20 protein-coding genes and 1 pseudogene are annotated in these 26,454 nt (G+C 58.6%); 9 read left to right on the top strand and 12 right to left on the bottom strand.

The genetic code is table 11. The annotated features are described in order from the left end of the window. Positions 1–377: 377 nt before the first annotated feature. Positions 378–1,334, bottom strand: coding sequence for a cysteine synthase A (gene cysK / locus ACVWY8_RS05005; protein ID WP_011433569.1), 957 nt, complete (start codon positions 1,332–1,334; stop codon positions 378–380). A 243-nt stretch (positions 1,335–1,577) separates the two neighbouring features. On the opposite strand from cysK, the gene dxs reads away from it, so the two are divergent. Next, positions 1,578–3,524, top strand: a complete 1,947-nt coding sequence (dxs, locus tag ACVWY8_RS05010) for a 1-deoxy-D-xylulose-5-phosphate synthase (RefSeq protein WP_457393338.1) — start codon at positions 1,578–1,580, stop codon at positions 3,522–3,524. Between the two features lie 2 nt (positions 3,525–3,526). On the opposite strand, the gene ACVWY8_RS05015 is transcribed toward dxs, so the two are convergent. From ACVWY8_RS05015 to fbp, 3 genes are all read right to left on the bottom strand, one after another. Continuing rightward, positions 3,527–4,438, bottom strand: coding sequence for a tetratricopeptide repeat protein (locus ACVWY8_RS05015; protein WP_457393340.1), 912 nt, complete (start codon positions 4,436–4,438; stop codon positions 3,527–3,529). A gap of 193 nt (positions 4,439–4,631) precedes the next feature. Further along, a complete protein-coding gene (zwf, locus tag ACVWY8_RS05020; protein WP_457393342.1) occupies positions 4,632–6,185 on the bottom strand; it encodes a glucose-6-phosphate dehydrogenase in 1,554 nt (517 codons plus the stop codon). A 37-nt stretch (positions 6,186–6,222) separates the two neighbouring features. Beyond that, on the bottom strand, positions 6,223–7,221 hold the full coding sequence (gene fbp, locus ACVWY8_RS05025) for a class 1 fructose-bisphosphatase (RefSeq protein ID WP_414375216.1): 999 nt from the start codon (positions 7,219–7,221) through the stop codon (positions 6,223–6,225). 358 nt (positions 7,222–7,579) lie between these two features. Between fbp and ilvD the strand changes: the two genes are divergently transcribed. Further along, on the top strand, positions 7,580–9,277 hold the full coding sequence (gene ilvD, locus ACVWY8_RS05030; protein WP_457393552.1) for a dihydroxy-acid dehydratase: 1,698 nt from the start codon (positions 7,580–7,582) through the stop codon (positions 9,275–9,277). A 114-nt stretch (positions 9,278–9,391) separates the two neighbouring features. Here ilvD and ACVWY8_RS05035 read toward each other — a convergent pair. The 3 genes and pseudogenes from ACVWY8_RS05035 to ACVWY8_RS05045 all read right to left on the bottom strand — a co-directional run bounded on the left by ACVWY8_RS05035 (position 9,392) and on the right by ACVWY8_RS05045 (position 14,501). After that, positions 9,392–11,399, bottom strand: a pseudogene (locus tag ACVWY8_RS05035) (PhoX family protein). A gap of 338 nt (positions 11,400–11,737) precedes the next feature. Continuing rightward, the gene (locus ACVWY8_RS05040; RefSeq protein ID WP_457393344.1) at positions 11,738–13,186 is read right to left on the bottom strand and encodes a DUF2079 domain-containing protein; all 1,449 of its coding nucleotides are present in this window, start codon (positions 13,184–13,186) and stop codon (positions 11,738–11,740) included. A 181-nt stretch (positions 13,187–13,367) separates the two neighbouring features. Continuing rightward, positions 13,368–14,501, bottom strand: a complete 1,134-nt coding sequence (locus ACVWY8_RS05045) for an anhydro-N-acetylmuramic acid kinase (RefSeq protein WP_457393346.1) — start codon at positions 14,499–14,501, stop codon at positions 13,368–13,370. A 109-nt stretch (positions 14,502–14,610) separates the two neighbouring features. On the opposite strand from ACVWY8_RS05045, the gene ACVWY8_RS05050 reads away from it, so the two are divergent. The 3 genes from ACVWY8_RS05050 (at position 14,611) to fmt (ending at position 18,194) form a co-directional block, all read left to right on the top strand. Beyond that, positions 14,611–16,335 (top strand): electron transfer flavoprotein, encoded by a 1,725-nt coding sequence (locus ACVWY8_RS05050; RefSeq protein WP_457393348.1) that lies wholly within the window; start codon positions 14,611–14,613, stop codon positions 16,333–16,335. Between the two features lie 160 nt (positions 16,336–16,495). After that, positions 16,496–17,200: a hypothetical protein gene (locus ACVWY8_RS05055; RefSeq protein ID WP_457393350.1), complete on the top strand. Its 705-nt coding sequence runs from the start codon at positions 16,496–16,498 to the stop codon at positions 17,198–17,200. A gap of 25 nt (positions 17,201–17,225) precedes the next feature. Then, positions 17,226–18,194, top strand: a complete 969-nt coding sequence (gene fmt, locus ACVWY8_RS05060; protein WP_457393352.1) for a methionyl-tRNA formyltransferase — start codon at positions 17,226–17,228, stop codon at positions 18,192–18,194. 128 nt (positions 18,195–18,322) lie between these two features. On the opposite strand, the gene radC is transcribed toward fmt, so the two are convergent. Genes radC through ACVWY8_RS05080 form a run of 4 tightly spaced genes read right to left on the bottom strand, consistent with a single transcriptional unit; the run spans position 18,323 to position 23,162 of the window. Then, on the bottom strand, positions 18,323–19,054 hold the full coding sequence (radC, locus tag ACVWY8_RS05065) for a RadC family protein (protein ID WP_414329627.1): 732 nt from the start codon (positions 19,052–19,054) through the stop codon (positions 18,323–18,325). A 7-nt stretch (positions 19,055–19,061) separates the two neighbouring features. Further along, the gene (locus ACVWY8_RS05070; RefSeq protein WP_457393354.1) at positions 19,062–20,789 is read right to left on the bottom strand and encodes an ArnT family glycosyltransferase; all 1,728 of its coding nucleotides are present in this window, start codon (positions 20,787–20,789) and stop codon (positions 19,062–19,064) included. Next, positions 20,782–21,846 carry a CIA30 family protein gene (locus ACVWY8_RS05075; protein ID WP_457393356.1) on the bottom strand — a complete coding sequence of 355 codons (1,065 nt, stop codon included), beginning with the start codon at positions 21,844–21,846 and terminating at the stop codon, positions 20,782–20,784. Before ACVWY8_RS05075 ends, ACVWY8_RS05070 begins: the two co-directional genes overlap by 8 nt. Before the next feature lie 38 nt (positions 21,847–21,884). Beyond that, positions 21,885–23,162 carry a cysteine desulfurase gene (locus tag ACVWY8_RS05080; RefSeq protein WP_414331647.1) on the bottom strand — a complete coding sequence of 426 codons (1,278 nt, stop codon included), beginning with the start codon at positions 23,160–23,162 and terminating at the stop codon, positions 21,885–21,887. Between the two features lie 184 nt (positions 23,163–23,346). Here ACVWY8_RS05080 and ACVWY8_RS05085 point away from each other — a divergent pair, with 184 nt between their 5' ends. Together ACVWY8_RS05085 and psb35 are read left to right on the top strand one after the other, a co-directional pair. Beyond that, positions 23,347–23,565, top strand: coding sequence for a hypothetical protein (locus tag ACVWY8_RS05085; RefSeq protein WP_011433585.1), 219 nt, complete (start codon positions 23,347–23,349; stop codon positions 23,563–23,565). Positions 23,566–23,702: 137 nt separating this feature from the next. Beyond that, the gene (gene psb35, locus ACVWY8_RS05090; protein ID WP_414422025.1) at positions 23,703–24,011 is read left to right on the top strand and encodes a photosystem II assembly protein Psb35; all 309 of its coding nucleotides are present in this window, start codon (positions 23,703–23,705) and stop codon (positions 24,009–24,011) included. Between the two features lie 148 nt (positions 24,012–24,159). Here the strand turns inward: psb35 and ACVWY8_RS05095 are convergent, their stop codons facing one another. Continuing rightward, positions 24,160–24,834: a response regulator transcription factor gene (locus ACVWY8_RS05095; RefSeq protein ID WP_414342386.1), complete on the bottom strand. Its 675-nt coding sequence runs from the start codon at positions 24,832–24,834 to the stop codon at positions 24,160–24,162. 207 nt (positions 24,835–25,041) lie between these two features. Between ACVWY8_RS05095 and ACVWY8_RS05100 the strand changes: the two genes are divergently transcribed. Then, on the top strand, positions 25,042–25,788 hold the full coding sequence (locus ACVWY8_RS05100) for a rhomboid family intramembrane serine protease (RefSeq protein ID WP_414342387.1): 747 nt from the start codon (positions 25,042–25,044) through the stop codon (positions 25,786–25,788). Positions 25,789–25,853: 65 nt separating this feature from the next. Continuing rightward, positions 25,854–26,450 carry a Uma2 family endonuclease gene (locus ACVWY8_RS05105; protein ID WP_457393358.1) on the top strand — a complete coding sequence of 199 codons (597 nt, stop codon included), beginning with the start codon at positions 25,854–25,856 and terminating at the stop codon, positions 26,448–26,450. Positions 26,451–26,454: the final 4 nt, after the last annotated feature.

A 26,454-nucleotide genomic window follows, 5' to 3' on the forward strand; every position in this document is an offset into this window, starting at 1 on the left:
CCAAGGTTTTCGTGGCAGCAACCCAGTCCAGTTTCTCTGCAGGCGGACCGAGAAGCCTTCTAGCCTGGGAGATGTGTCCCTGTCTGCTTTTAGCCGGCGGGAGAGCTTGCTTTGTCACCTTGGCTCTCCTAGGCTTGCTGGCGAGCGACCGTAAGGCAGTCAGCATTGCTGTTGACCGGGGGAACTTCTGCCCTCTTGGGGGAAAAGGGCTGGGGAAGTAGGGGATTCTCATGCGGACGAAGGGACTTGAACCCTTACGCCTTGCGGCACTAGATCCTAAGTCTAGCGCGTCTGCCGTTCCGCCACGTCACTCTCACCCATGCTAGCTCGCCCTCTGGGCCAGGGCGACCTGTAGGGCAGCAGTCTCAGCATCATCGTCATCTCGAATCGGAATCCCGCTCCAAGTCGCGAAAAAGAGGTGTGCTCAGGTAGCGTTCCCCAAAACTAGGCTGGATCATTACAATCCGCTTGCCAGCGTTTTCCGGTCGCCGCCCCACCTGGATGGCTCCCGCCAAGGCAGCCCCAGTGGAAATGCCGGAGAGGATCCCTTCTTCTTTGGCCAGGCGCCGGCTGTAGACCATGCTCTCTTCATCTTCCACTGGGATCACCTCATCCAGCAGGTCGCGCCGCAGCACATCAGGCACGAATCCCGCTCCGATCCCTTCAATGCGATGAAAGCCGGGCCGTCCACCACTCAAGACGGCACTGGCCTTGGGTTCAACGGCCACCAGTCGAATGGCTGGGTTTTTCCCCTTCAAAAACTCGCCCGCCCCCGTGATGGTGCCGCCGGTACCTACCCCTGCCACCAGGATATCCACTTGACCATCGGTATCTTCCCAAATTTCCGGGCCGGTGGTTCTGGCATGGATCCGGGGGTTGGCGGGATTGGTGAACTGGCCCAACATGTAAGCGTTGGGAGTGCGGCGGACGATCTCTTCAGCCTTCCAGATGGCTTCCCCCATGCCGCCGGCGCTACTGGCCAGGTGCACCTCTGCTCCGTAGGCTTTCAACAGCAGTCGCCGCTCCAGGCTCATGCTCTCAGGCATGACGATGATGAGCCGGTAACCCTTGGCAGCAGCGGCCATGGCCAGGCCAATGCCGGTATTGCCAGAGGTGGGCTCCACCAAGATGGTCTTGCCGGGGGTGATCAAACCGGCCTGTTCGGCAGCCTCGATCATGCTGACGGCAATGCGGTCTTTCACCGAAGCGGCAGGGTTAAAGCTCTCCAATTTCACCACGATCTCGGCCAGGCACCCCTCCGATTGCGGGATCCGATTCAACCGCACCAGCGGGGTGCGACCGATGAGCTGGGTGATGTTGGCGGCGATTTTCATGGCTAACAAAAAGGAAGAAACCATCGCGGCAGTGGGCCCTAGCCCTTAACTCCGGAGCAACCGAGGGCCTTACGCGAGGCTAACCCTTGAATAAGCTCCTTGGCGTGCCCCTTTCAAGATCTCACTGCCCTTGGCCCAGCATTGAGGGGATCCCTGCATTCCTTGAAGTTTTGAGAGGGAGGGCTACAAAACCCCTCCTGAAAATGAATTAGAGTGAGATCACACCGGAAGGACGAGTCCATTATGCACCTGAGTGACATCACTCATCCCAACCAGCTCCGAAACCTGAACCTGAGCCAGTTGCGCAGCCTAGCCCGCCAGATTCGCGACAAACATCTGCAGACGGCTGCCAATTCCCCGGTCGGCTGTCATCTGGGGCCAGGGCTGGGGGTGGTGGAGCTGACCTTGGCCCTCTACAAGACCCTCGATCTGGATCGAGACAAGGTGATCTGGGATGTGGGGCACCAGGCTTATGCCCACAAAATGCTCACCGGCAGGTACCACAATTTCCACACATTGCGCCAGAAGGGGGGGATTTCCGGCTACCTGAAGCGCAGCGAGAGCCGCTTCGATCACTTTGGGGCGGGGCACGCTTCCACCAGCATCTCGGCAGCTTTGGGCATGGCCATCGCTCGGGATCGGCGGGGAGACAACTTCAAGGTGGTGGCCATCATTGGGGATGGTGCCCTGACCGGAGGCATGGCCTATGAAGCCATCAACCACGCCGGGCACCTGCCCAAGACCAACCTAATGGTGGTGCTCAACGACAACGGCATGTCTATTTCCCCCAATGTGGGGGCGATCCCTCGCTATTTAAACCGCCTGCGCCTCAGCCCGCCGGTGCAGTTTTTGGCCGACAGCCTAGAAGAGCAACTGAAGAACCTGCCCCTACTGGGATCCAGCCTCAGCCCAGAAATTGACCGCCTCAAGGAAACGGTGAAGCTGGTTACCGCCGTGCAAAACAACAAAGCCGGCATTATCTTTGAGGAGCTGGGCTTTACCTACGTGGGGCCGGTGGACGGGCACAACCTGGCGGAGTTGTTGGATGCCTTTGAGTTGGCCCACGGCATCTCCGGCCCGGTACTGGTGCATGTAGCTACCGTCAAAGGCAAGGGCTACCCGCCTGCCGAAGCGGAACAGGTGGGGTATCATGCCCAATCCCGCTTCGACCTGGCCACCGGCAAGCCCTACCCGCCCACCAAGCCTAAGCCCCCCAGCTACAGCAAGGTCTTTGGCCATGCCCTCTGCAAGCTGGCCGAGCGGGATCCCCGCATCATCGGCATCACCGCCGCTATGGATACGGGCACTGGCCTGGATAAGCTCAAGGAAAAGCTGCCGGATCAGTTTGTGGATGTGGGGATCGCCGAGCAGCACGCTGTAACGTTGGCGGCTGGCATGGCCTGTGAGGGAATGCGGCCAGTGGTGGCCATTTATTCCACCTTCTTGCAGCGGGCCTACGACCAGATCATCCACGATGTCTGCATCCAAAAGTTGCCGGTCTTCTTTTGCTTGGATCGGGCGGGAGTTGTGGGAGCCGATGGCCCCACCCACCAAGGCATGTACGACATCGCCTATCTGCGCTGCATTCCGGAAATGGTGCTAATGGCTCCCAAAGATGAAGCGGAGCTACAGCGCATGGTGGTGACCGGGATCCAGTACACCAAGGGCCCCATCGCCATGCGTTACCCGCGCGGATCTGGCGTGGGGGTGCCTCTGGCAGAAGAGGGATGGGAACCCCTGCCCATCGGCAAAGCCGAGGTGTTGCGCAGCGGCGGCGAGGTGCTGATCCTGGCCTATGGGTCGATGGTGCATCCCAGCCTGCAGGCGGCGGAGATCTTGAAAGAACACGGTATCTCAGCCACAGTGGTCAATGCCCGCTTCGCCAAGCCTTTGGATACCGAGCTGATCCTGCCTTTGGCCGAACAGAGCCGCTTGGTGGTGACGGTGGAAGAAGGTTGCCTCATGGGTGGGTTTGGCTCGGCAGTGGCCGAAGCCCTGCTCGACGCCGACCTGACAGTGCCTTTGTTGCGCCTGGGGGTGCCGGATGTGTGGGTGGAGCACGCCACTCCCGAGGAATCCTTGGCAGAACTAGGCTTGAACAGTGCCGGGATTGCCGAGCGGATTCGGGCCAAGTTTCAGGCACGAGTTCTCAAGGGATCCCCTGCGGAAGTTCCCACTGTCAATTCCTGAGCCTATTCCGAAAGGCCCATCCGCCGGTTGAACTGCTCGATGGCGGCTTGCTGCAGAGCTTCTGCAACAGGTCTGGTGCGCAGGAGGATCTGCACATCCCGCAGCAGGTTTTCCCGCCACAGATTCTCCCGCAACACCTGCAGGCGGGCATAGTTGGGATCCAAGCGCATGGCCTTTGCCCCCAGTTCCTCAGCCCGTTCGGTTTCTCCCCGAATGTAGAGGGCAGTCGCCAGGGCCAAATAGGGCTCTGCTACGGCATTGTTCATCTCTATCGTGCGTTCCCAGCGATCGATGGCGGCGTCCAGATCCCCCTGCTCATAGTCCACCAAGCCCATGTTGTTCATGGCCGGCCAATAGGCGGGATCCAACTGCAAGGTCTTCTCATATTCCTGCCGGGCCGCATCCCACCGATCCAGCATGAGGTAGGCATTGCCCAGTTGGAAGCGAGCGTTGGGGTTATCCGGTTGCAGGGCCACAGCTCGTTCCAGGGTTTCAGCAGCGGCAAAGTAGCTGCCCTGCCGCAAATAAGCCGATCCCAGCGAGTAGAGGACATCCCCATCTTGAGGAGACAGGGCGCGGGCCTTTTGCAACGAGGCAATCGCCTGCTCCAAGTCCCCCAGTTCTAGGTGGACGTTGCCCAAAACGTAGAGCAGCTCTGAGGAGTTGGGCACCATGGCCACGGCCAGTTGCAGGCGGCGCAGCGCTTCTTCCGTTTGACCAAACTGGGCCAGCCGCAGCGAGTCGGTGGCCAGTTGTAGCGCTTGGGCCTGCATCAAGCCCCCATTGGGCAAAGGGATGTGCAGCAACACCTGGGCCTGGGCAGAGCTCCACCCTCCCATCCCCAACACAACTGCCAGGCCCACCGACAAGGCTCGCCAGGGCCGGACGGATAACCGGAACAACAGTGGCGGCATGATACCCACGCGATAAACAGGCCATGCCCATGTTAGCTGCAACAGCCGGGGATCCCTACGTCTTGGTGTTCTCTTCTGCAGCGGCCATTTGAAAGGGCTCTTGAGCTGCTCATGCTCTTCTGCCTGTTGCTGAGGGTGCCCCGGCTTACACAGAGGTGGATAGGCCATGGTTTACCAGCCGAGAGCAGCCAAATCAGAGGCGCCGCCACCGCCGCCCCGATTGGGTGAGCAGATCTTCGGCAGCCTTCGGCCCCCAGGTGCCGGCCTCATAGGTGAACAGAGGCGGTGCAGCACCGCCGCCATTGCCGCTGCCGGGCTCAGACTCCCAGGCCGATAACACCGGCGTCACCACCCGCCAGGCCGCTTCAACCTCATCGGCACGGGTAAACAGCGTTGGATCCCCCAGCAGACAATCCAGGAGCAGGCGATCGTAAGCATCCGGTGTACTCGCTCCAAAGGCAGTCCCATAGCGGAAATCCATATCCACCGAGCGGGTGCGGATCTCCGGCCCCGGCATCTTGGCCTCAAAGCGCAACGAGATGCCCTCATTGGGTTGGATGCGCAGTACCAGGATGTTGGGACTCACCTCCCGAGCTGCCGATTGGAACAGGGAAAGGGGCACCTGCTTAAAGTGAATGGCCACCTCCGAAACCTTCTTGGGCAGGCGTTTCCCAGTGCGCAAGTAGAAGGGCACCCCCTTCCACCGCCAAGTATCACACTCCAGTTTCAGAGCGACGTAGGTGGGGGTTTTGGACTGGGGATTGACATTGGGCTCCTGCCGATAGCCCAGCACCGGCTTGCCGGCAATCCAGCCAGGGCCGTACTGCGCCCGCACCGCTGCGGCTGCCACATTGCGGGGATCCGCTAGGCGGGTGGCCTGCAGCACCTTGGTCTTTTCGTTGCGCACCCCATCGCTGCGCAGTGAGACAGGTGGCTCCATGGCCGTCAGGCAATAGATCTGCATTAGGTGGTTTTGCACCATGTCTCGCAGGGCGCCGGCAGTGTCGTAGTAGCCGGCCCGATCCTCCACCCCCACCGTCTCCGCCACGGTGATCTGCACATGGTCGATGTAGTTGCGGTTCCAGAGAGGCTCGAAAATGGCGTTGGCAAAGCGGAAGACCAGCAGGTTTTGCACCGTCTCTTTGCCCAAGTAGTGATCAATGCGGTAGATCTGCTCTTCCTGGCAAATTCGCTGCACAAGGCGGTTGAGTTCCTGGGCCGAGGTGAGGTCGTGGCCAAAGGGCTTTTCGATCACCACCCGCGTTTTGGTCGGATCGGCCACCATGCCAGCTGCCCCCAGCTGTTGGATGGCCTGGGCATAGAAGTCCGGCGCCACCGCCAGATAGAACACTCGGTGGCCGCGGGTGCCCCGCTCCTCATCCAACTGGCTGAGCAGTTGCTTTAGGCGCAGATAGCTCTCAGCATCTCCGATATCGAGGCGGCAATAGAACAGGCGGCTGGCGAAGTCCTGCCAGAGGGCCTCCGGCCCCAAGTCCTGGGGGGCAAACTCCTGCACGGCAGCCCGCATCTTTTCCCGATAAACCTCGTGAGTCCAATCGCGGCGGGCCACCCCCACCAAAGTAAACTCCGGCGGCAGCCGCCGCTGCCCAAACAGCCGGTAGTAGGCCGGGAGCAGCTTGCGGGCGGCCAGATCCCCAGAAGCGCCAAACTGCACCACAATGCAGGGATCCGGGGTGCGTTCTTGGTTGAGACCAACGCGAAGGGGGTTTTCTGCCAGGGTTACCATAGGCCAGCTTGGCTCAAAGAGAAGGATTGGGAAGAACCTAGGGCACCAGAGAACCCTCTAGGCAGCGCAGCACTTCTTCCACGTTCTCGCGGCTGCCGATGATAAGGGGCACCCGTTGGTGGAGAGATTGGGGGACGATGTCTAGGATGGCCTCGGTGCCAGTGGTGGCCGCCCCGCCCGCCTGCTCGGCCAGAAAAGCCAGGGGGTTGGCCTCGTACATCAGGCGCAGCTTGCCCTCCGGTTTTTTCTGGGTGCCGGGATAGAGGTAAACTCCGCCCTGCAGGAGAATGCGGTGAAAATCCGCCACCAGAGCGCCGCTGTAACGGGAGATGTAGCCATCGCGGCGGTGAACATACCGGACATAGTTCTGGATCCCTTCGCTCCACTGGCAAAAATAGCCCTCGTTGAGGCTGTAGACGGAGCCGCGTTCAGGAATGCGGATGTCGCTGCGGGAGAGGATAAATTCCCCCAAGCTGGGATCCAACGTAAAACCGTGTACCCCCTTGCCGACGGAATAGACCAATTGGGTGCTGGGGCCGTAGAGAATATATCCCGCAGCCAGTTGGCGACGGCCCGGTTGCAGCAGGTCTTGGTTGTCCGCTTCCGGGCGATCCTCAAGAGGGTGAAGGACGGAGAAGATAGAGCCGACGCTGAGGTTGGCGTCAATGTTGGAGGATCCATCCAGGGGATCGATCATCAGGGCCAAGCGGCTGAGAGAGCAGTTTTCCGGCAGGCGAGCCGGGGTTTTCATCTCTTCCGAGACCAGCCGACACACCAGGCCCGTTTGCTCCAAAGCGCGAATGAAGGCCCGGTTGGCATAGTCATCCATCTGTTGCTGTTCTTCCCCTTGGACATTGACGCTGCCGGTAACCCCCAGCGCCCCTTCGATCAGTCCTGCCTGACTCAGCCGCCGGGCAATCATCTTGCCGGCCAGGGCAATGCGGTTCATCAGGGCGCTGAAGTCTTGGGCCTCTGCCGTAAAACTGCCAAACTGCTGTAAAACATGACGGGAGAGGGTGAGCACATCCCGCAACATCTCCCGTGAGGACTCCGTCCCGCTAACGCGGTCGGCACTGCTGGGCACTGCAGGCGAGGGGAGAGGAGAGCTGAGAACCATACGAGGCTTCGCCAACACGAAGGGGAAACACCAACACCCAGGATCCCTGGCCCCCATGTCTTGACTCGGTCTCGCAAACGCGATTGGAACCTGGGATCCCTTCTATTAGGTAGGCTGGCCGATTCCTGGCGCAGGTGCAGACAACTTACAGAGTTGCTTCAGATTTGGTTTGGATCCCTCTTGCCGGCAGAGCTAGTGTTCCCCCGAAGAGAGGCGGTAGGATGAGTTCTAGCCGTTTTCTTCCTTGCCCACTTCCTCTCGATTCCCTCTGGCAATGATGGCCAATTCTCCGCTCCCACTGCGCAGCCAAGTGGTCACCCAAGGGGTACAGCGCTCCCCCAACCGCGCCATGCTCAGAGCCGTGGGCTTTCGCGACGAAGATTTCGGCAAGCCCATCGTCGGCATTGCCAACGCCCACAGCACCCTCACCCCCTGCAACATGGGGATCCAAACTCTGGCGGAGCGGGCGGAGGCGGCTTTGAGAACGGCGGGCTGTATGCCCCAGGTGTTCGGCACCATCACCATTAGCGACGGCATCTCGATGGGCACGGAGGGGATGAAATACTCCCTGGTGTCGCGGGAAGTGATTGCCGATTCCATCGAGACGGTGGTCAACGGCCAGAGCATGGATGGCCTCTTGGCCATCGGCGGCTGCGACAAGAATATGCCGGGGGCGATGATCGCCATGGCCCGCCTCAATGTGCCCTCCATCTTCGTCTACGGCGGCACCATCAAGCCGGGTCACTACAATGGCCGCGACCTCACCATCGTCAGCGCCTTTGAAGCGGTGGGGGAGTTCAGTGCCGGGCGCATCTCCGAGGAAGAGCTGCTGGCGGTGGAGCGCCATGCCTGTCCCGGTGCCGGATCCTGCGGCGGCATGTACACGGCCAACACCATGTCCAGCGCGTTTGAGGCTATGGGGATGAGTCTGCCCTACTCCTCCACCATGGCTGCAGAAGACGAAGAGAAAGCCGAAAGTGCCGCCCAATCGGCCAAGGTCTTGGCAGAGGCCATCAAAGCCAACCTCCGCCCCCGCGACATCATCACCCGCAAAAGCATTGAAAATGCCATCTCGGTGATCATGGCTGTAGGGGGATCCACCAACGCCGTGCTCCACTTTCTGGCCATTGCCCATGCGGCAGAAGTGCCCCTGACGCTAGATGATTTCGAGACCATTCGTGCTCGCGTGCCTGTCCTCTGCGATCTCAAGCCTTCAGGGCGGTTTGTGGCCACCGACCTGCACCGGGCCGGCGGGATCCCCCAGGTGATGAAAATGCTGCTCAACCACGGCCTGCTGCACGGGGACTGCCTCACCATCTCCGGCCAGACCATCGTCGAAGTCCTGCGGGATGTGCCGGACGAGCCTAGCCCGGATCAGGAGGTGATCCGCCCTTGGCACAGCCCCCTGTATCCCCAAGGGCATCTGGCCATCCTCAAGGGGAATCTGGCTCCCGAAGGAGCAGTAGCCAAGATTACCGGCGTCAAGAACCCGAAAATTACCGGGCCGGCGCGGGTCTTCGATTCAGAGGAGTCCTGCCTGCAGGCCATCCTCTCCGGCCAGATCCGAGCAGGGGATGTGGTGGTGATCCGCTACGAAGGCCCCAAAGGTGGCCCCGGCATGCGGGAGATGCTCTCGCCCACTTCGGCCATCATCGGCGCCGGCTTGGGGGATAGCGTTGGCCTGATCACCGATGGCCGCTTCTCCGGCGGCACCTACGGCATGGTAGTGGGCCATGTGGCTCCCGAAGCCTATGTGGGGGGCACGATTGCCCTGGTGGAGGAAGGGGATCTCATCACCATTGATGCCCCGGCTCGCCAGTTGCACTTGCATGTGAGCGAAGAAGAGCTGGCCCGCCGCCGCGCCCGCTGGTCTCCTCCTGAGCCTCGCTACAAACGGGGCACCCTAGCCAAGTACGCCAAGCTGGTCTCCAGCAGCAGCTTGGGAGCAGTGACGGATTTGAACCTGTGGGATTAATTCCTCGTAGCCCTGGCGTCTCAACCTAACCTGAAGCGACTATGAGTGCGAGAAAGCGGCAGAGAGAAGGGATCCCTGCCGCTGGGTTTTATGGGCTGACGGCCTCAGAGACAACTAGGTACCGATGATCCCGCCGTCATTTTTGGTGATCACCACCACCGCCGAGCGGGGGTAGAGATTGGGGTCGTAGTCGGGCCAGCGGGAGAGGATCTTGCCGGCGGCAAAGTCGTCCTCGCTGGTTCTGGCTCCCGGATGTTGCACGTTGATGAACATGGTGCGCTGATCGGGAGTGGTGACCACACCGGTGATCTCCTGCCCAATCGGCCCGGTCAAGAAGCGGCGAATTTCCCCTGTATCCGGATCGGCAGCCAACATTTGGTTGTTGCCAAAAGGCGCAAACTCCCCTTGGTTGAGATTGCTGTCGCTGGTGTCGGTCTGGATCCAGAGGCGACGGCTGGCATCGAACCACAGACCATCGGGAGAGTTGAAGATGTTGTCTTCATTGAGGGGTTGACCTGATAGGGTGTGGCTATCTTCAGGCGGCCCGGCCAAGACAAAGAGATCCCACTCGAAACGGGTGGCTTGAGGCCGGTCGTTGGCTTCCTTCCAACGGATGATGTGACCCCACTTGTTTTTGGGACGGGGGTTGGCAGCGTTCACCTGGTCTTGTTCCCGACGGCTGTTGTTGGTCAGGGTGAAGTAGACCATGCGGGTTTGCGGATCCACCGCTCCCCACTCAGGCCGGTCCATTTTAGTAGCACCGACAAAATCCGCCGCCGTGCGGGTATTCACCAACACGTCTGCTTGGCTGGTGAAGCCGTTTTCCGGGGTCAGGCCGTTTTTCCCAAACACCAGCGGCAGCCACTCCCCTGTGCCATCTTCGTTGAACTTGGCCACATACAAGGTGCCATTGTCCAACAGATGTCCGCCCGCCGTTTCCTTGCGGTAGGGCTCGGCAGAGACGTACTTATAGATGTACTCAAAGCGGGCATCATCCCCCATGTAGGCCACAATCGGCTGGCCTTACACCGGCGGCTGGAACACCACGCCTTCGTGGGCGAAGCGGCCCAGAGCGGTGCGCTTCTTGGGAGTGCTGCTGGGATCAAAGGGATCGATCTCCACCACCCAGCCAAAGGTGTTGGGCTCATTGCGGTAGTCTTGAGTGGCATCCGCAGCGGTGGGGGTGGCATTGAAGCGGATGAACTCGTCTGCCTTGTTGCTGGCCAGCTCCCAGCCGTAGCGAGAAGTCTCGGTGCTCACGCCGTAGCGCTTGTGCTCCCGGGGCAGGTTGGGCTTTTGGTCGGGGCCTTTGCTGGTGTTGCTGAAGTAGCCAGCCCAGTTCTCCTCACAGGTGAGGTAGGTATTCCAGGGAGTGACGCCGTGGGCGCAGTTGTTCAAAGTACCCCGGGTCATTGTGCCTTCAGGGCTGAACTTGGTTTTCACGAAGTCGGATCCCCGCACTGGCCCTTGGATCTCCATGAGGGTAAGACCGGTGATGCGGCGGTTGAGGCGATCCCGCACCACTTCCCAACTGCCATCTCCCTGCTGCTTGATGTGGACAATGCTCACCCCGTGAGCATTCAGCTCTTTCAGCACCTGATCGGGATCGCGGCTGCCGTCAGGATTGGTGGGATACAGGTCGGAATCCAGCTTCTGGCCCACAGCCGCAGCATGCATAAACCGAGGCTCAACGTACTCGTGGTTAAACACCAGCAAACCCTCGGTGGAGCTGCCCTGCCAGGGATCCTTCCCGTCAATGGGGAAGAAGTGCATGCCATCGTGGTGGGTACCCACCTGCATTCCCTGCTCGGCACCAGTGTTTTCCAGCTTGAACTGTGGATAGGTGCCGGTGATGGGAGTACCCCAAGCCAGCAGCGGACGGGCAGTGTAGCCTTCGGGCACCACCAGTTTGTCTTCCGCGCTCACAGGAATTGCCTTGAAGCCCAGCAAAGCACTGCCACTGGCGGCTTTTGCCGATTTGGAAGCACTGTTCAGCGCAGGCAAGCCAAAAAAGGTGGCCACCGCTGCAGCATGCAGCAATTCCCCCCTGCAACACTTGACGCCGCTGCAAACGGCTCTCCAGGATGCTGCTGAAAGTGGGGTTGGGAGAGTGGTTACACATAGGCTCGTCTCCAGGACGAAGCTTAGGGCCATGCGAATGGATACTCACGTTGACTTCTCCTCTTGTCTTGACAAGTTTTGTTTAGAAACTTGACGAGTCTTATAAAAAGCACCCACTCCCTGCGCTAGTCTATCTGCGCATCAGAATTAGGCACTACAACGTTAAGAGGAGACCAAGGCTAGGTTAAGCCTTGCAGGTCTAAACAGTTTCTTTAGATTGAGGCGGCAGTTTCTTAACCGTTTGTTACGATGGGAAGAGGACTTGCCTGATGTCAAGTGAATCAATTGCTGAATCAACTGCGAATGAAGAAGTGGCCTGCAGTCCTTGAATAGCGATTCTTAGGATTCTTTTCGTAACCTAGAGAACAAATACACCCCATCTTGGTGGTACAGAAGCTGGAATTGAGTTTCCTTCTGTAAAGCTTCAATCAGGACACGGGAAAACTCTGGACTGCTGCGCCACCCCGGATGACGGGTGTTGAGCAACACATAATCAAAGGGATCCCACTGAGAGGGCGGGGATCCATTGAAGCGGCCCTCGTCTGTAAAGTAGATTACAGGTCGCTGGGTGAGGTGAGGGCTGATCTCATGGGTGGTGAGGACGCCCCCTTGGGTGGTGATCTGGGCAAGAGCCTGTCGGGTTGCCTGCCAAGTGTCCAGGGAGCTGAGATAAATCGAGCCGAAAAAGGTGTATTTCCCCAAGGCCAAAAAGGCCAGCGCAGACCAGATCAGGGGCAGTTTTCCATCTTTTATAAAATGGCTCTGCAAGGGATGGTTTTTCACATTCTCGATGACAGCTAAGAACAAGAAAGGAACGATAGGCAAAGCGTACTGATGCACCAGATCTCGATAGGCGGGGTTGCTGGAGAGTATATTCAAACCCAGGGTAGGCAGGGCAGGGATCCAGGGATCCCAATGCCGCCAAGAGAGACCCCAAGCCAAAGGCACGACCAACAAAACTCCATAAAGCAGGGTGTCCAGGGAGAAGACTTTGCTCAAAACCAACATCGGCCTCAAGATTAGACTTTGAATAATTTCCACAACAGAATCGCCCAGATAGCCATAGTGGGAAACTGCTGCCGGCTCGCTGCCGCTGAAGTAAGGGATGATCCCAAAAGTGGCTATCCCAAACCAAGCCGATCCTGCCGCAATTGCCGTCCAGCCGCCCACTTGGCAGCGCCATTGCCAGCGTTCTTGAATTCGTCCTCTTTCCCAAAGCAACAGCCAGGCTCCCAGGGCGACAACATTGAGAGACAACACTGCTTTACAGCCGAGGATGCCGCTCAAACAGAGAAGGAACCCCCTCAATTTTCCAGAGCGAATGCAGAGCACAGCCGCCAAGAAAAGGGGAACGGCCAAAACCTCTGGATGAAAATCAAAAAGGTTGGCGTTAAAAATGGCCGGGTAGAGAAGATAGGCCCCGGCAATCACCATTGCTTGACCGGGATTGACCTTGGCCTGAAGTGCAAGGTAATAAATAGCCAATGCTCCCAAGGTTAACGCCAGGGATTGGAGCCCAAACAGCCAATAGACCGAGGGGACAATGCGGTACAAAAAGCTGATGGGATAGAGAATAAAGGCTGCGTGGTCTCCCAAGATGTGGATCCCTCGAATGGTCGAAAACGGAACCTCTCCCCGACTGATTAGATAGATGGATTGGTCGAAGATGCCAAGATCATATCCTCCAGACTGAAACAGGTGATGCCGGACAACACTACAGCCAAAGAGAATGAAGAAATTAAAAATCATGATTGCCAGCAGAAGTGGAGGCAGAGGACGATCCTTCATAAGAACTAGGGCTTTTGATTTATAGATCTTGGCAAGGTAACTTTATCGCTTTTCTCAGCCTTGCGTGACATCCTAGCGAGATCTGGATTCGGCAGAGGCTCCGCCGCAATTCCGGACATTTCTCTTTCCTCGGGAGTATGAGGAATGGCTCAAGCTTGTTGGAGATAACGATACAGATGAGTTAGGACTGGTTACGACAAGAGGGTGTGATTTGGCCCAAGATGGCAGCATGTCTTGCCCCAGTTGCTTCCGGTAAATTGTTGGTCTTACCTTGCCAGGTTTTATAGGCCAATACTGCGAAGGCAAGAGCCTCTTTGGCCTCAGAAGGGATCCCCACTTGGTCGGAAGTCAACAGGGTTGTGGTCGGCAGTTGCTCCTGCAGCAGTTGCATGAGAACAGGGTTTTGGGTGCCGCCACCGCTGAGAATAACTTGATCTGGGGTCGCGGGCAAAAAGTCCCTATAGGCTTGGGCAATGGAGCAGGCTGTGAACCCTGTGAGGGTGGCAATACAGTCGTGAGCAGATATAAATTGGGTCCAAATTTGCTCCAAATAAAGGGATCCAAAATACTCCCGACCAGTGGTTTTGGGCGGTGCCTTTTGAAAATAGGGATCCCGCATCCATTCTGCAACTTTTTCCCAGTGGACTTGGCCTTGGGCAGCCCATTTTCCATCGCGATCAAAGGCTTGTTGTCCTTGGCTGGCCCGCATCACTGCCAGATCGATCAAAATGTTGCCGGGGCCAGTGTCGAAGGCCAAGGGGGATCCCCCACTGCAGAGGCTGGGGAGATAGGTGAGGTTGGCAATGCCGCCGATGTTTTGGGCCACACGATGAAGGTGGGGATGCCTCAACAGCAGCCAGTCCACAAAAGCTACCAAAGGTGCGCCTTGGCCTCCTGCTGCCATGTCCCGCGCCCGAAAATTGCTCACCACCGGGATCCCGGTCAGCTCGGCAATCACCGCAGCTTCACCGATTTGCAAAGTCGAAGCTTCTGGCCCACTGGGGTTATGCCAAAGGGTTTGGCCATGGCTGCCGATGAGATCGATCTGTTGGGGGGTAAGATGGGCCGCCTGGATCCCTTGCAAGGCCGCTGCCGCAAAAGCTCGACCCAAGCGAAAGTTCAAGGTGCAGATGTGATCTACCGTGCCGGTTTTGGGATTCGCAGCCCGCAAAATCTCTGCCCGCAGCGTCGGGGAATAGGGGATTGTTTGGAAATGTATCAACTCCCACTGTAGGGAATCGTCGCCCTCGATGCGGACGATGGCTACATCGATCCCGTCTACAGAGGTGCCCGACATTAAGCCAATGACAATCATTTTGCTGGCGGCTCAACCAGAGGCTTGAGAAGGTCTAAAGTTTTGCCCCCTTTCCCCTTCCCCTTTTTAGGATACAGGCAGGGTATCCAGAGCTACCGTGTGGGGGACTATGAGTGAAGCCATCCGCTACGACCTTCTGTTGGTGGGGGGGAGTTCCTCCAACTTGATCTTGGCCCATCGCCTTTTGGATTTGGCCAAGCTATCCGGGCTAAGAATCTCCATCGCCATTTTGGAAAAAGCCCGCCAATTCGGCGGTCACATCGTCAGTGGCGCCATCTGCAACCTCCAAGTGATCGCCAAGCTCTTCCCCGATTTTGAAAGCCAAGGATTTCCCCACGAAGGCCGGGTGGAAGCCAATCACTTGAGCGTGCTGGGATCCCAACAGCGCTGGGATCTGCCGGAAGCGGTGATCCCGCCGGGATTTCGCAAGCAGGGGCAGTTCATTCTCACCCTCAGCCACGTGATCCGCTGGCTGGCCGAAACCCTGCAGGAAAAAGCCAAAGGGACCCCAAATGTTACCCTCGATGTGTTCCCCGGCTTTGCCGCCCATGAAATCCTCTACGAGGGGGAGCGGGTGATTGGGGTGCGGGCAAGCGATTCCGGCCAAGTTTACGAAGATTGCATCTTTGCCGAACTCACCTGCTTTGGCGACAAAGGCTTCATTTCCAAAGATCTCATCGAGAAGTTTCAACTGCGCCCCAACCCGCAATTGTGGTCGGTGGGGGTCAAAGAGGTGTGGCAGATCCCCCAGTCCCTGCAGGGGCAGGTGTGGCATACCTTGGGCTACCCGGTTTTGGATGGCAGCTTCAGCGGCGGCTTCGTCTATGGCCTCAAAGACAATCGCCTGGCCTTAGGTCTGATCATCGGCCTCGACAGCAGGAACCCCAACCTTAACCCCCAGCAGCGTCTGCAGGAGTTCAAGGCTCACCCCTGGATCCAGTCCCTGATTGCTGGCGGTAGGTTGCTCAAATATGGGGCTGCCGTGATTCCCGAAGGGGGCTACCACAGCCTGCCCACCCGGTTTGGCGTTGAGGGAGCCCTGCTGTTGGGGGATGCGCTGGGGGTGTTGGATGTGGGTAGCTTGGCCGGGGTGGATAACGCGATGGAAACCGGCTATCTGGCGGCGGGCCTCATTCACGATGGCTTCTTGAAAGGAGATCTGCGCATCCAGGCCGACTACCAAAGGGCGGTGATGGAAAGTGCGGTGGGGCAAAACCTCTACCGCAGTCGCTATTTCCGCGAGGCTTTTTTGGAAAACTCCCGCCTGCTGGAAGAATACTTACCTCAGGTGTGCCGCAGCGTCGATGCCGGCCATCCCTGGCTGGGATCCCTGCGCTGGGGTTTACAGGATCCCGTTCGCCGCGGACGAGAAACTCTGCGCGCCTACACCCTGCTCACCGGGCGGGTCAGCCCCAGCGAGCCACCCCCGCGAGGCTATGTGGCCCCCCACGCTGCCATTCAAGCGGATTTTGTGGCCCCCACAACCTTGGCTCCCCAGGAATTGGCCTCTCGACCGGGCTATTTCTCGCGGCCCGATGCGGTTTTTTTTGCGGATCCCCGCTACCCCGAAGGCAACCGTCATATCTTGGAGTTCGACGCCGAAACCTGCCGCCGGTGCATCGCCGCCTACGACAAGCTGAATCGCCCCACCCCCTGCGTGGCCGACTGCACAGCCGAGGTACACCACATCCGCGACCAAAATGGCATCCGCTCCCATGCCATGTCTTTGGAAAACTGCATCCAGTGCCGCACCTGCGAGATCATCTGTCCCCACTTAAACTTGCGGGTCAACCCCAGCTACGAGGGATCCGGGCCGGATTTCTATGGGCTGTAGCCGTTGCTGAGGTTAACTCAGTTCGCTGCAGCTCGCCTGATCCTGGGGGTCTAGCAACTGAGGTGAATGGATCTGGCCATCTTGGCCGGCGATCCCAGGGATCCAAGCAACCTAGGAAATTGGCTAGGTTGAGTTACGGCTTGTTGAGGATCTTTTGTCGGTGAGCGATTCTTTGGATGTCCAGGCTCCTCTGCCCGCTATCTTGGCCGATCTGCAAAAAGCCCTGGGATCCCTGGGGTTGGGTTATCTCCAAGTACAAGCGCGGCTTTCCGGCCACCGCCTGTTGCTGCGTCTAGAAGGGGATCCCCTGCCTGAGCCGAATGCTTTGCTGGAGAGCCTCTCGCCGGCCTTGGAGCAAATGGCGCTGACCCACAGGCAGCGTCAGGTGGAGCTGTTTGGCTTTCTGGCCAATGAAGGGATCCCAGAATGGCACTGCGAGTGGCGCTACCAGCCCCAGCCCAACCCCAACAGCCCTCTGTATCGCGCTCAGCGGGGGGATGGGGTAGCCATCCAGCAGGTGTTCAATTACCTGTTGCGTCCAGAAGGGATCCAAGCACGGGTTCATTTCCATCCCAAACTGGGCCTCCTGCAGGTGAACTTGCAGGCGGCAGAAGCCCCGGATCCGGATTGGGCTAGGGATTTTCTGCGGCGAGCCTTGACCCGTCTGGAATGGACTTTCTTGCAAAGGCTGCGGCTTTCCGGGCAAAAACTGGGCTCCTTTTTCCCGGCCTGGAGCCAGGAGTTCGATCTCAAACAGCCTGCCTTTTGGCAGTCCCCGCAGGTGCCCTTGACCGGGCGCTCTCCCATCGCCGAGAAGGAAAGGGTTGCCGAGCCGCCACCCCCTTCCCCTGCCGTCCTAGACTGAAGGACAGTGCTCGTTGGGGTTGGCCATGCGGGTTGTTTTTTTCGGCACGCCAGAGTTTGCCCTGCCTTCGCTGCAGATCCTGTTGCAGCCGCAATCCCCCTTTGAAGTGGTGGGATTGGTCTGTCAGCCGGATCGGCCCCAGGGGCGAGGGCAAAAGGTGCTCCCGCCCGCTACCAAAGTGTTGGCTCAAGCCCACGGGATCCCTGTGTGGCAGCCTGTCCGCTTGCGGCGGGATGCAGAGGTGCTGGCAGCTTTGCAGGCCCTGGCTGCCGATGTGTTTGTGGTGGTGGCCTACGGCCAGATCTTGCCCCTGACGGTGTTGCAGATGCCCAAGCTGGGCTGTGTGAATGTGCATGGATCCCTCCTGCCCGCCTATCGTGGCGCTGCCCCCATCCAGTGGGCTATTGCCAACGGCGAAACCGAGACCGGCGTAACCACGATGCTCATGGATGAGGGAATGGATACAGGAGCCATCTTGCTCCAGACCAAGCTACCCATTGGGCCAGAGCAAACCAGCCTGGAATTGGCACTCCAACTGGCTCAACTGGGGGCAGAACTCTTGGTGGAAACGCTCTTGAAATTGGAGAAAGGGGAACTCACCCCTATTCCTCAGGATGGATCCCGGGCAACCTACGCCCCTTTGCTCAAAAAACAAGACTTTCACCTCGACTGGCAGCGCCCTGCCCAGGCCTTGCACAATCAAATTCGCGCCTTTTCCCCCAACTGTTTCACCGGTATAGAGGGACAGCGGATAAAGATTGTCCGCTCCGCCTCTCCCCAACTGCACTCGCCACCCCCTGAAATCCCCCAGGGCAGTCCCGGAGAAGTGGTGGGGTTGGCCAGAGGAGAAGGGATCTACGTAGCCACAGGAGAGGGATCCCTGTTGATCCGGCGGGCGCAGCTGCCTGGCAAAAAAGAACAGTCCGCTTGGGACTTGGTCAATGGCGGCCAGCTCAAGGTGGGGATGCGTTTTGAGCCACTCCCCGATTCTTGAGAGCCCACACACAGGGATCCCTTGGGCGTGGTCAACCCAAATGGTGGCGAATAAATGGTGGCGAATACAGTAATGAATGAAACATTTCCGTTGCATTACTCCCCTCTCCCTCTGGGAGAGGGTGAGGCTTACTCCGGCTGGGGAAACTCCTGCCAAAGGGTGGTGCGTTGGCGCAAGCTGAGGAACTGTCCGCCGCCCAAGATGAGGTGGTCCAAAACCGGGATCTGCAGCAGCTGCCCCGCCTGCAAGAGTTGCCGGGTAAGGGCAAGATCTTCTGGGCTGGGATCCAAGCTGCCGGAAGGGTGGTTGTGGGCCACCAGGATGCGGCTGGCTCCTTGCTTGATGGCGCTGCGGAAGGTTTCCCGCGGATGGGTGAGGGTTTCGGTGGCTGTCCCCCGGGTTACGATCTGCTGGCCAATGAGGCGGTGCTTGATATCTAGGTGCAAAACGGCAAAATGCTCCTGGGTCTCCCACATCAGGTCGCCGCTCAGGGCCATGGCTGCCTGTTCCGGCGACTCGATCACCGTGCGTTCTGGCGGGCGACCCAAAAACACCCGTCGCCCCAGCTCGATGGCGGCCAACACCGTTGCTGCCTTGGCCGGGCCAATGCCTTCAATTTGCAGCAGCTCCCCTGCCTCCACCTGGCGCAGTTGGGCCAAGGGATCCCCTTGGGCTTCCAATTTTTTCAGGAGCAACTGGGCGAGGCCGACTGCCGAGAGCTTGCCCGGCCCCTGGCCAGTGTTGAGCAAGATGGCCAGCAGCTCGGCGTGGGAGAGGTGCCTTGCCCCTTGGCTGAGCAGCCGCTCGCGGGGACGATCTTGGGCAGGAATATCGCTGATGCGCAGCACGTACTGGCTCATCTGGGGCCTAGGGAGGAGAAGAGGTTTTTTTCAACAGCCAAAAGGGACTGCGGCGCTCGACGACCCGCCAAGATCCCAGAATGGCTGCCTGTTCGCCCTCGGGAGCTGTAAGTTCAGCTACAAAGGGATCCCAGGTAACCAGGTAGTCGGGCGCCTGCCCCTGGGCTTGCCAGTCGGCCAGCTCTTCTGGGCTGGCGGCGTAGGGAACCTGCAGCGGGCCATAAAAATAGGGTACAAAAGAGCGAAAGCCGTACAGGCCCACCGTTCCAGAGAGAGCCGGCTGGGCGTTGTTTTCGGAAGTGGCAAACTGCCGGAAAAAGTGGACGGCTCCCCCCTGGGTGTGTTGCAGCAGGCGGGGGAAGACCCAGCACCAGGCCAGTTGGGCGCTCAGTCCCGTGGCCAAGAGCAAAACTGTCCAGCCCCAAGCCCGCCGCCGTCCTCGACTCCAAAGGAGAATTCCCAGCAGCAGGATCGCGGCGGGGACGTAGGTCAACACCGGCCACTCCACCTCAGCCTGCAGGTATCCCAGCACCAAGCTGCTGGAAAAGTCGTCAGGGATGCCGGCAAAGACCCATGCTTGGACTAGCCCAGCGGGGTCCTGGGATCCCAGCCAGGGCAGCAATAGCCACAGGGCCAGCCAAAACAAGCCACTGAGCAGGATCCAGGCACTTTCCCAAAAACTGGGCCCTCTTTTCTCAGCAACCAGGCGCTGCAAGCGCAGGGCAGCAAAGTAGGCCCCAATGGGGTACAGCAGCGAGGTGTAGTGAACCAGCTTGGTTTGCACCAGCAGCGAAAACAGGGCCAGCACCACCCCAAAAGCCACCAACAGCAGAGATTCTGCCCGCCGAGTCAAATCCACCGAGCCCACGCTCCTGGGGATGGGCTGCAGGATCTCGGCCAAAGCCAAAGAACCCCAGGGAAAGCACCCCAGGGCAAAGGCCAACAGATGAAAATAAACCGGGCCGGGATGCCCATCTGAGCTGGTGAGGATGCGCCATTGGTAGCGCCCAAACTCTTCCACCCATTCTGGCCCCCGTTGCACCCCCTCCAACGCCAGCCAAGTGAGGGGAACAGCCACAGCTAGGCTGAGGAAAACCAGGCTCTCCCCCCATCGAAGGGGAGGATCCCGTTGCCAGAGCTTGTAGAGGATCCAGATAGCCAGGGGCAACACCAGCCCCACCGGCCCTTTGGCCAACACTGCCAAGCCCAGGGCCAGCGCCCCCACCGCTCTCCACCTGCGTCCAGAGTACCCGGCCCGCCAGGCCTCCTCGGCGGCCCAAAGGGATCCCAGCCCCACACCCATGCCCAGGTTGAGTAGCGGGTCGATGAGACCAGTTTTGTAAAAAAACAAGGGCAGGTAGCCCGTCAGCAGTAGGATCCCCCACAGGCAGCCAAACTCCACCCCACGCAGATGGGATCCCCACCCCACCAATAGCGCCACTGTGATCCCGCCCACCCAGGCATTGGGCAAGCGCGCTGCCCCTTCGTTCATCCCTAAAACAGCCATGGACAGGGCCTGCAGCCAAAAAAACAGGGGCGGCTTTTCAAAAAAGGGCTCCCCGTTGATCGCCAACGAGAAAGGATCCCCGCTGGCCAGCATCTGCCGCGCCAAGCTGGCGTAGATCAGCTCATCCCAGTCGAACAGGTAGGGGATCCCCTGACCTACCCACAGCCACAGGCCGGCCAAAAGCCCCATCCCCAGGGATCCCTTGAGGCGGCCCAGAAAGCTAGGCATGGAAAGCTTCTGAAGACACCACCCGGCCCACGCTCTGAGGCGAGCGCAGGAGGCGGAGCAACTGGGCTGCCAGAGCGGATCCCTCCATCTCCGCCGGAATCTCCACCCCACACCAACGGCTGGAGCTACCCTGCAGGGCAGCTATCCACTCCGGGGCAAGGGATCCCCGCGCCACCCCGATCAATTGCGGCAGAGGCTCCCGACGATACAGCCCAATCCAGCGCAAGCCCAGTTGAAAAGGCCCCGGTCGGAAACGGGGGTTCAAGCGGCCATCCGCCTCAAACTTGCTCAACATCACCTGCAGAGAGCAGATCTGGCGAGTATTGAGCGCAGGAGCCGAAGGCACAAGGCGGGCGCGGAACGTGGCAACCATCTCCGCAAAGGGGATCTGAACGGTCTGCTCTTCTCCCGGCGCAGTGTCGAACGCATAGCCGTAGGCGGGGCTGTCCCAGCCGCCTTGATCCCGCAGTAAGACCTTATACCGCTGCCCATCCCCTCGCAGGCGCAGCTCCAGACCGGCAAACCTCGACAAGTCCAGCGGCGGCTGCCAATTGCGGGTGCGTGTGGAAACAAACCCCCCAAAGTTGGCCGTGGAAACTTGCCCTGTAAACAGAAGCTGCCCCTCCCCCCACTGCAACTGGCTTTGGCTCACCCCTCCCATGACCACATCGTCCAAAATGCCCCAAAACCGGTTCAGATCTGGGTTGGGCCGGCGAAAGTCGAACAGCATCCGCTCCGTTTGCCCACTGCTGCGCAATTGCTCCAGATAAGCCTTGGCCGTTGGTGGATCCTCCAAACCCAGGATCACCGTTGCCGTCGCCCAATCTGGTGTCTGGCTCACCTCCACGCCCTGCTGCCGCAGGGCCTCCGCCAACCCGTCAGGCAAACCTTCCCCCACCACCCCTATCTGGATAGCGACCGGCTCGGAAAGAGAAGGTGGCACAAAATCATCCTCCACGGCCTGGAACCCGTTCTGAACCCAACGCCACACCTCCGCCCAAGGCAGAGCCTCATAGTAGGTGAGCGTGTTCCAGAACCGCCCCAGATCCCAAGGCATGAGTCTACCTCATCTCTTCAGAGGTCTATCCCGGATCCCTAGCTTAGGGCAGCGCCGAAGAACTCCACCGCTTCTGCCAACACGTCTAAAAAGCGATCCACCTCCGCCAACGTGTTGTACAGGTAAACACTGGCTCGGGCAGTGGATTGTACTCCCAAATAGCGATGGAGGGGTTGAGTGCAGTGGTGCCCCGCTCGAACGGCAATGCCTTGCTCATCCAGCAAAGTAGACAGGTCATGGGGATGGACAGCCTCCACCGAAAAGCTAACCAGCCCTGCCCGTCGCGCCGGATCCTTGGGGCCATAAACCGTAATACCCGCTATGTGCTGGATCCCGTCCAACAGGTGGGTAATCAACCTTTGTTCATGGGCATGAACCCGCTCCAGACCGATCTGGCTCAAGTAATCTACGGCTGCCCCCAGCCCCACCGCCTGGGCAATCGCCGGCGTACCAGCCTCAAATTTGTGGGGGATATCCGCATAGGTGGCGTGATCCCAGTACACATCGGCGATCATCTCTCCCCCACCCAAAAAAGGGGGCATCGCTCGCAGCAGCTCCCGCCTGCCGTAGAGGACGCCAATCCCCGTTGGGCCACACATCTTGTGCCCCGAAAAGGCCAACCAATCGCAATCCAGCGCCTGGACATCCACAGGCATGTGGGGCACGCTCTGGCAGGCATCCAGCAAAACCTTGGCTCCGTAACGATGGGCCAGTTCAGTAATCTCCTGAACGGGGTTGATGGATCCCAGCATGTTGGAGACCTGGGTTACCGCCACCAAGCGGGTGCGGTCGCTGAGCAAAGATTGGTAGTGCTCCAGATCCAACTCTCCCTCTGGCGTGATCTGGATGAACTTGAGGTGGGCTCCCGTCTTCTGGGCCACCCATTGCCACGGGATTAGGTTGCTGTGGTGCTCCATCACCGAGAGGACGATCTCATCCCCCCGCTCCAGATGGCTCAAGCCCCAACTGTAGGCCACCAGATTGATGGCTTCGCTGGCATTGCGGGTGTAGATGATCTCCTGAGGAGAAGGCGCGTTCACAAACCGAGCGATCTTTTCCCGCGCCCCCTCATAGGCATCTGTGGCTTCGTTGCTCAGCGTATGGACCCCACGATGCACGTTGGCGTTGCAGTGTCGATAGTAATGATCCATCGCCTGCATAACCGCCAGTGGCTTTTGAGAAGTGGCGGCATTGTCAAAGTAGATTAGCGGGTGGCCGTTGACCTGGCGCTGCAAAATCGGAAAATCTGACCGCACCTGGGCAGCCAGATCGAAAGAATGGTCAAGCTTGAGAGAAGAAAGGGGGGATACCGCCATGGTCTGCGCAAAAAGCCTGCTTCCCTCAGTATGACATCGCTTCCGGCCAGCCTTCGGCAAACCCATCCGCCCAATCCCTTCCAGCATCCAGGGATCCCTTCCTCCCTGACCTGAAAGCGAAGCTTGTCACAAAATGTAACTTTGTGTTAAGTTTGGTTACAGCAACCAATACGAGGTATTAGCAATGCAATCGTCTCCCAGAATCCCTTCTCGTCTGGACTCCGCTTCTGTTGCCCAGTACTACGACACCACCAACGACTGGATCCCAGGCTGGACAGAGCAAGCGGAGCGTTGGAATGGACGCTTGGCCATGTTGGGCTTGGTGATCAGCATTGCTACAGAAGCGGTGCTGGGCCACAGTGTTTTTGCCAGCACTCTCGCCCAGTGGCTAGGTCTGCAATAACCTGCAATAATTTGTCGAAGAACTTTTCGGTAGAGCCACATTGGACATCTCACAGACTTTCTCTTTGGCTTTGAGATGTTACAGCTCTACCCTTTTTGGGAGCTTTTTCACCCTTCAATCCCTATCTCGACAGTCCGATGATGCTTGACAATCCCTTCCTCCCCTACATTGCCGTCATGGTGGCCGGGCTGGTGGCCGCTGTTGTGATTGGCTCGATGGCTTTCTTCAACTCCAAGCGCCCTGCTGGCTGGGAAGGCGCCGGTCGCCCGCGGTACGTGCCGCAGTACGGTCAAGACGGCGATACCCCGCCGGAGTGGGAGATTGGCTGGACGGAGAAGGCCGAGCGATGGAACGGACGGCTGGCCATGCTGGGGTTTGCCATCAGTGTTGTGGTAGAGGCCATAGTGGGCCACAGCGTGTTTGCCTCTGCACTGGGGATCCGCTGATCCCAGTTGAAAGCTGTCTGATGGCTGGAAGAATTGGAAAATGGCAGCCGGAGAGCTCCGCCTCTCTTCTTCTGGCTTTGACTCAGCCTTTGCCAGTACCCCAAGCTGGAGCTGGCCGCAGATGCAAGTCACTGCTGGCCTTCAGCCTTTACCACTGGATAATCTTTTTCTGAACAGCTGTCATGCACATGGCAACGCGGGCGTTGATCTCATCCTCAGAGCCGAAAATATCTAGCTTTTCTTTGAGCCTTTGGATACAGTTTTGTACGGTCTTCTTGCTGGTGTGAATGCGATCGGCAATGGCTTGGTCGGTGAGGGCTTCTTTGCAGAGCAAGTTCAAGACCTCAATTTCTCGTTCTGTCAGCTTCGTAAGACCGCGCAACTCCCGCGGCATGCGCAATTCTCCATTCAGGGCACTTTTGGCCCCCTCCAAAAACACGGTGCGCCGTTCCATTTTGTTGACCGCGGCAAACCCACCCTGGTGTTTGCTGATCAGGCCCACCAATGGAGTGAGCAGCAGCGGCTCGCTGGAATAGGCCATCACATTCAAGGTGGGGTAGTTCTCAAAGATATGACGCAGGAACTCTAGGCCAGGCTCGGCAGACTGCTCCCCGCTGGTTTGACCGTAGAGCAGATCGGCTACAACCAAGTCTGGTTGTTCCCGCTGCAAGCGCAGGATGGCGTCCATAGGGTTGGTGACCGTAATGCACTGAGCATCGGCTGCAATCCGTTGCAGCCACTCACAGTTGTTCTGGGCCACCTCTGGATGATCTTCGACGATCAAAAACTTGAGCGGGGCAGTGGCGCTTTCAACCTCGGGCATCAATCCACTCCTCTAAATCCTTATCTTGTAGTCCATTCTCTGCCGAGCGAGCTTGGCCGAGATGCGTTCGTCGGCAAGGGATCCGTCTGCAAGCATAGCTCCCAGCCGACTACCCCAGTGTAGCCTCAGGTAGGGGCTTAGAGGTGAGCCTGGGGGGGTGGGAAAGGACAGGTTAGGCTAGAGGGTGACGTCGACTGGATCTTAACTGTGGTACCCCTGCAAGATCGCAACCCAACCACCCGCACAGCCTATGTCACTTATGCCCTGGTGATCGTTAACATCTTAATTTTTCTGTACCAGCTAACCCTGTCGCCACAAGAGCTGGCAGCTTTTTTCCGGGAGTGGGCAGTGGTACCGATAGAGTTGACGGCCAGTTTTCGAGGGGAGATCACCTCTTCGTCGCGTCCAGAATGGGTAACCCTATTCACCTCACAATTTCTGCATGGGGGCTTTCTCCACATTGGCGGGAACATGCTTTTTTTGTGGGTTTTCGGCAACAACGTTGAGGATCGCTTGGGCCATGTGCGCTACCTCATCTTCTACCTGACTTGCGGAGCTTTGGCTGCATTAACGCAGTGGTTTTTCGATATGGGATCCCCCATTCCTTCACTGGGGGCAAGTGGTGCCATTGCCGGCGTATTGGGAGCGTATATTTTGCGCTTTCCACGGGCCGAGATCCTGACCCTGGTGCCCTTGGGTATTTTCATCACAACCCTCTACGTTCCGGCTTGGGTGTTCCTAGGCTTTTGGTTCATCCAGCAAGCTTTCTACGGCATTGCCAGCCTACAGACGCCTACCAATATCGGTATGCAGGGTGGGGGAATTGCTTACTGGGCCCATGCGGGCGGTTTTGTGTTTGGGGCCATTTTGGGGCCGCTGATGGGGTTGTTTTCCGGCAAAAGCCCTTATGACCGCCAAATGACTTGGCAACAACGTGACAGGGATCTGTTTTGATTTGATCAGCTTTGATACTTTCTCAGTCTATTGTTAATCGGATAGCAGCGTGATGGGAGAAAGCCATGGTCAGTCTATCTGCCAAGCCTCTAACTCTGGAAGACTTTCTACAACAGCCGGAAACTCAGCCCGCCAGCGAGTTCATCAAAGGAGAAATTATCCAGAAGCCCATGCCACAGGGAAAACATAGCCGTCTCCAACTAAAACTGGGTAGCTTCATTAACGAGATGTTGGAGCCTTCTCAACTGGGAATGGCATTTCCAGAGCTGCGCTGCACCTTCGCCGGATACGCGATTGTGCCCGATATTTCTGTGATCCCCTGGGATCGGATCCCTGTAGATGAAGATGGCACCATTCAAAATCTCATCCCCTTTTGCCCGGATTGGATGATCGAGATTTTCTCTCCCAATCAAAATCCAATGAAGCTGGTCAAAAAAATCTTGATCGGCCTGGATCACGGCTGCCAAATGGGGTGGATCGTGGCTCCCGAAGAAAGGGTTGTTTTCGCCTACCCTGCCGGGCAGCAGCCGACGGTGCATGAGGATCCCCAAGAGGTGATCCCCGCTCCTGCGTTTGCCCAAGGGATCCAACTGACAATCGCAACTTTGTTCGGCTGGATGCAAGTTCAAGCTGGCGAGAGCCACAAGTCCAATGCGGGATAGAAAA

The organism is Thermostichus sp. OS-CIW-32 (assembly GCF_054060415.1).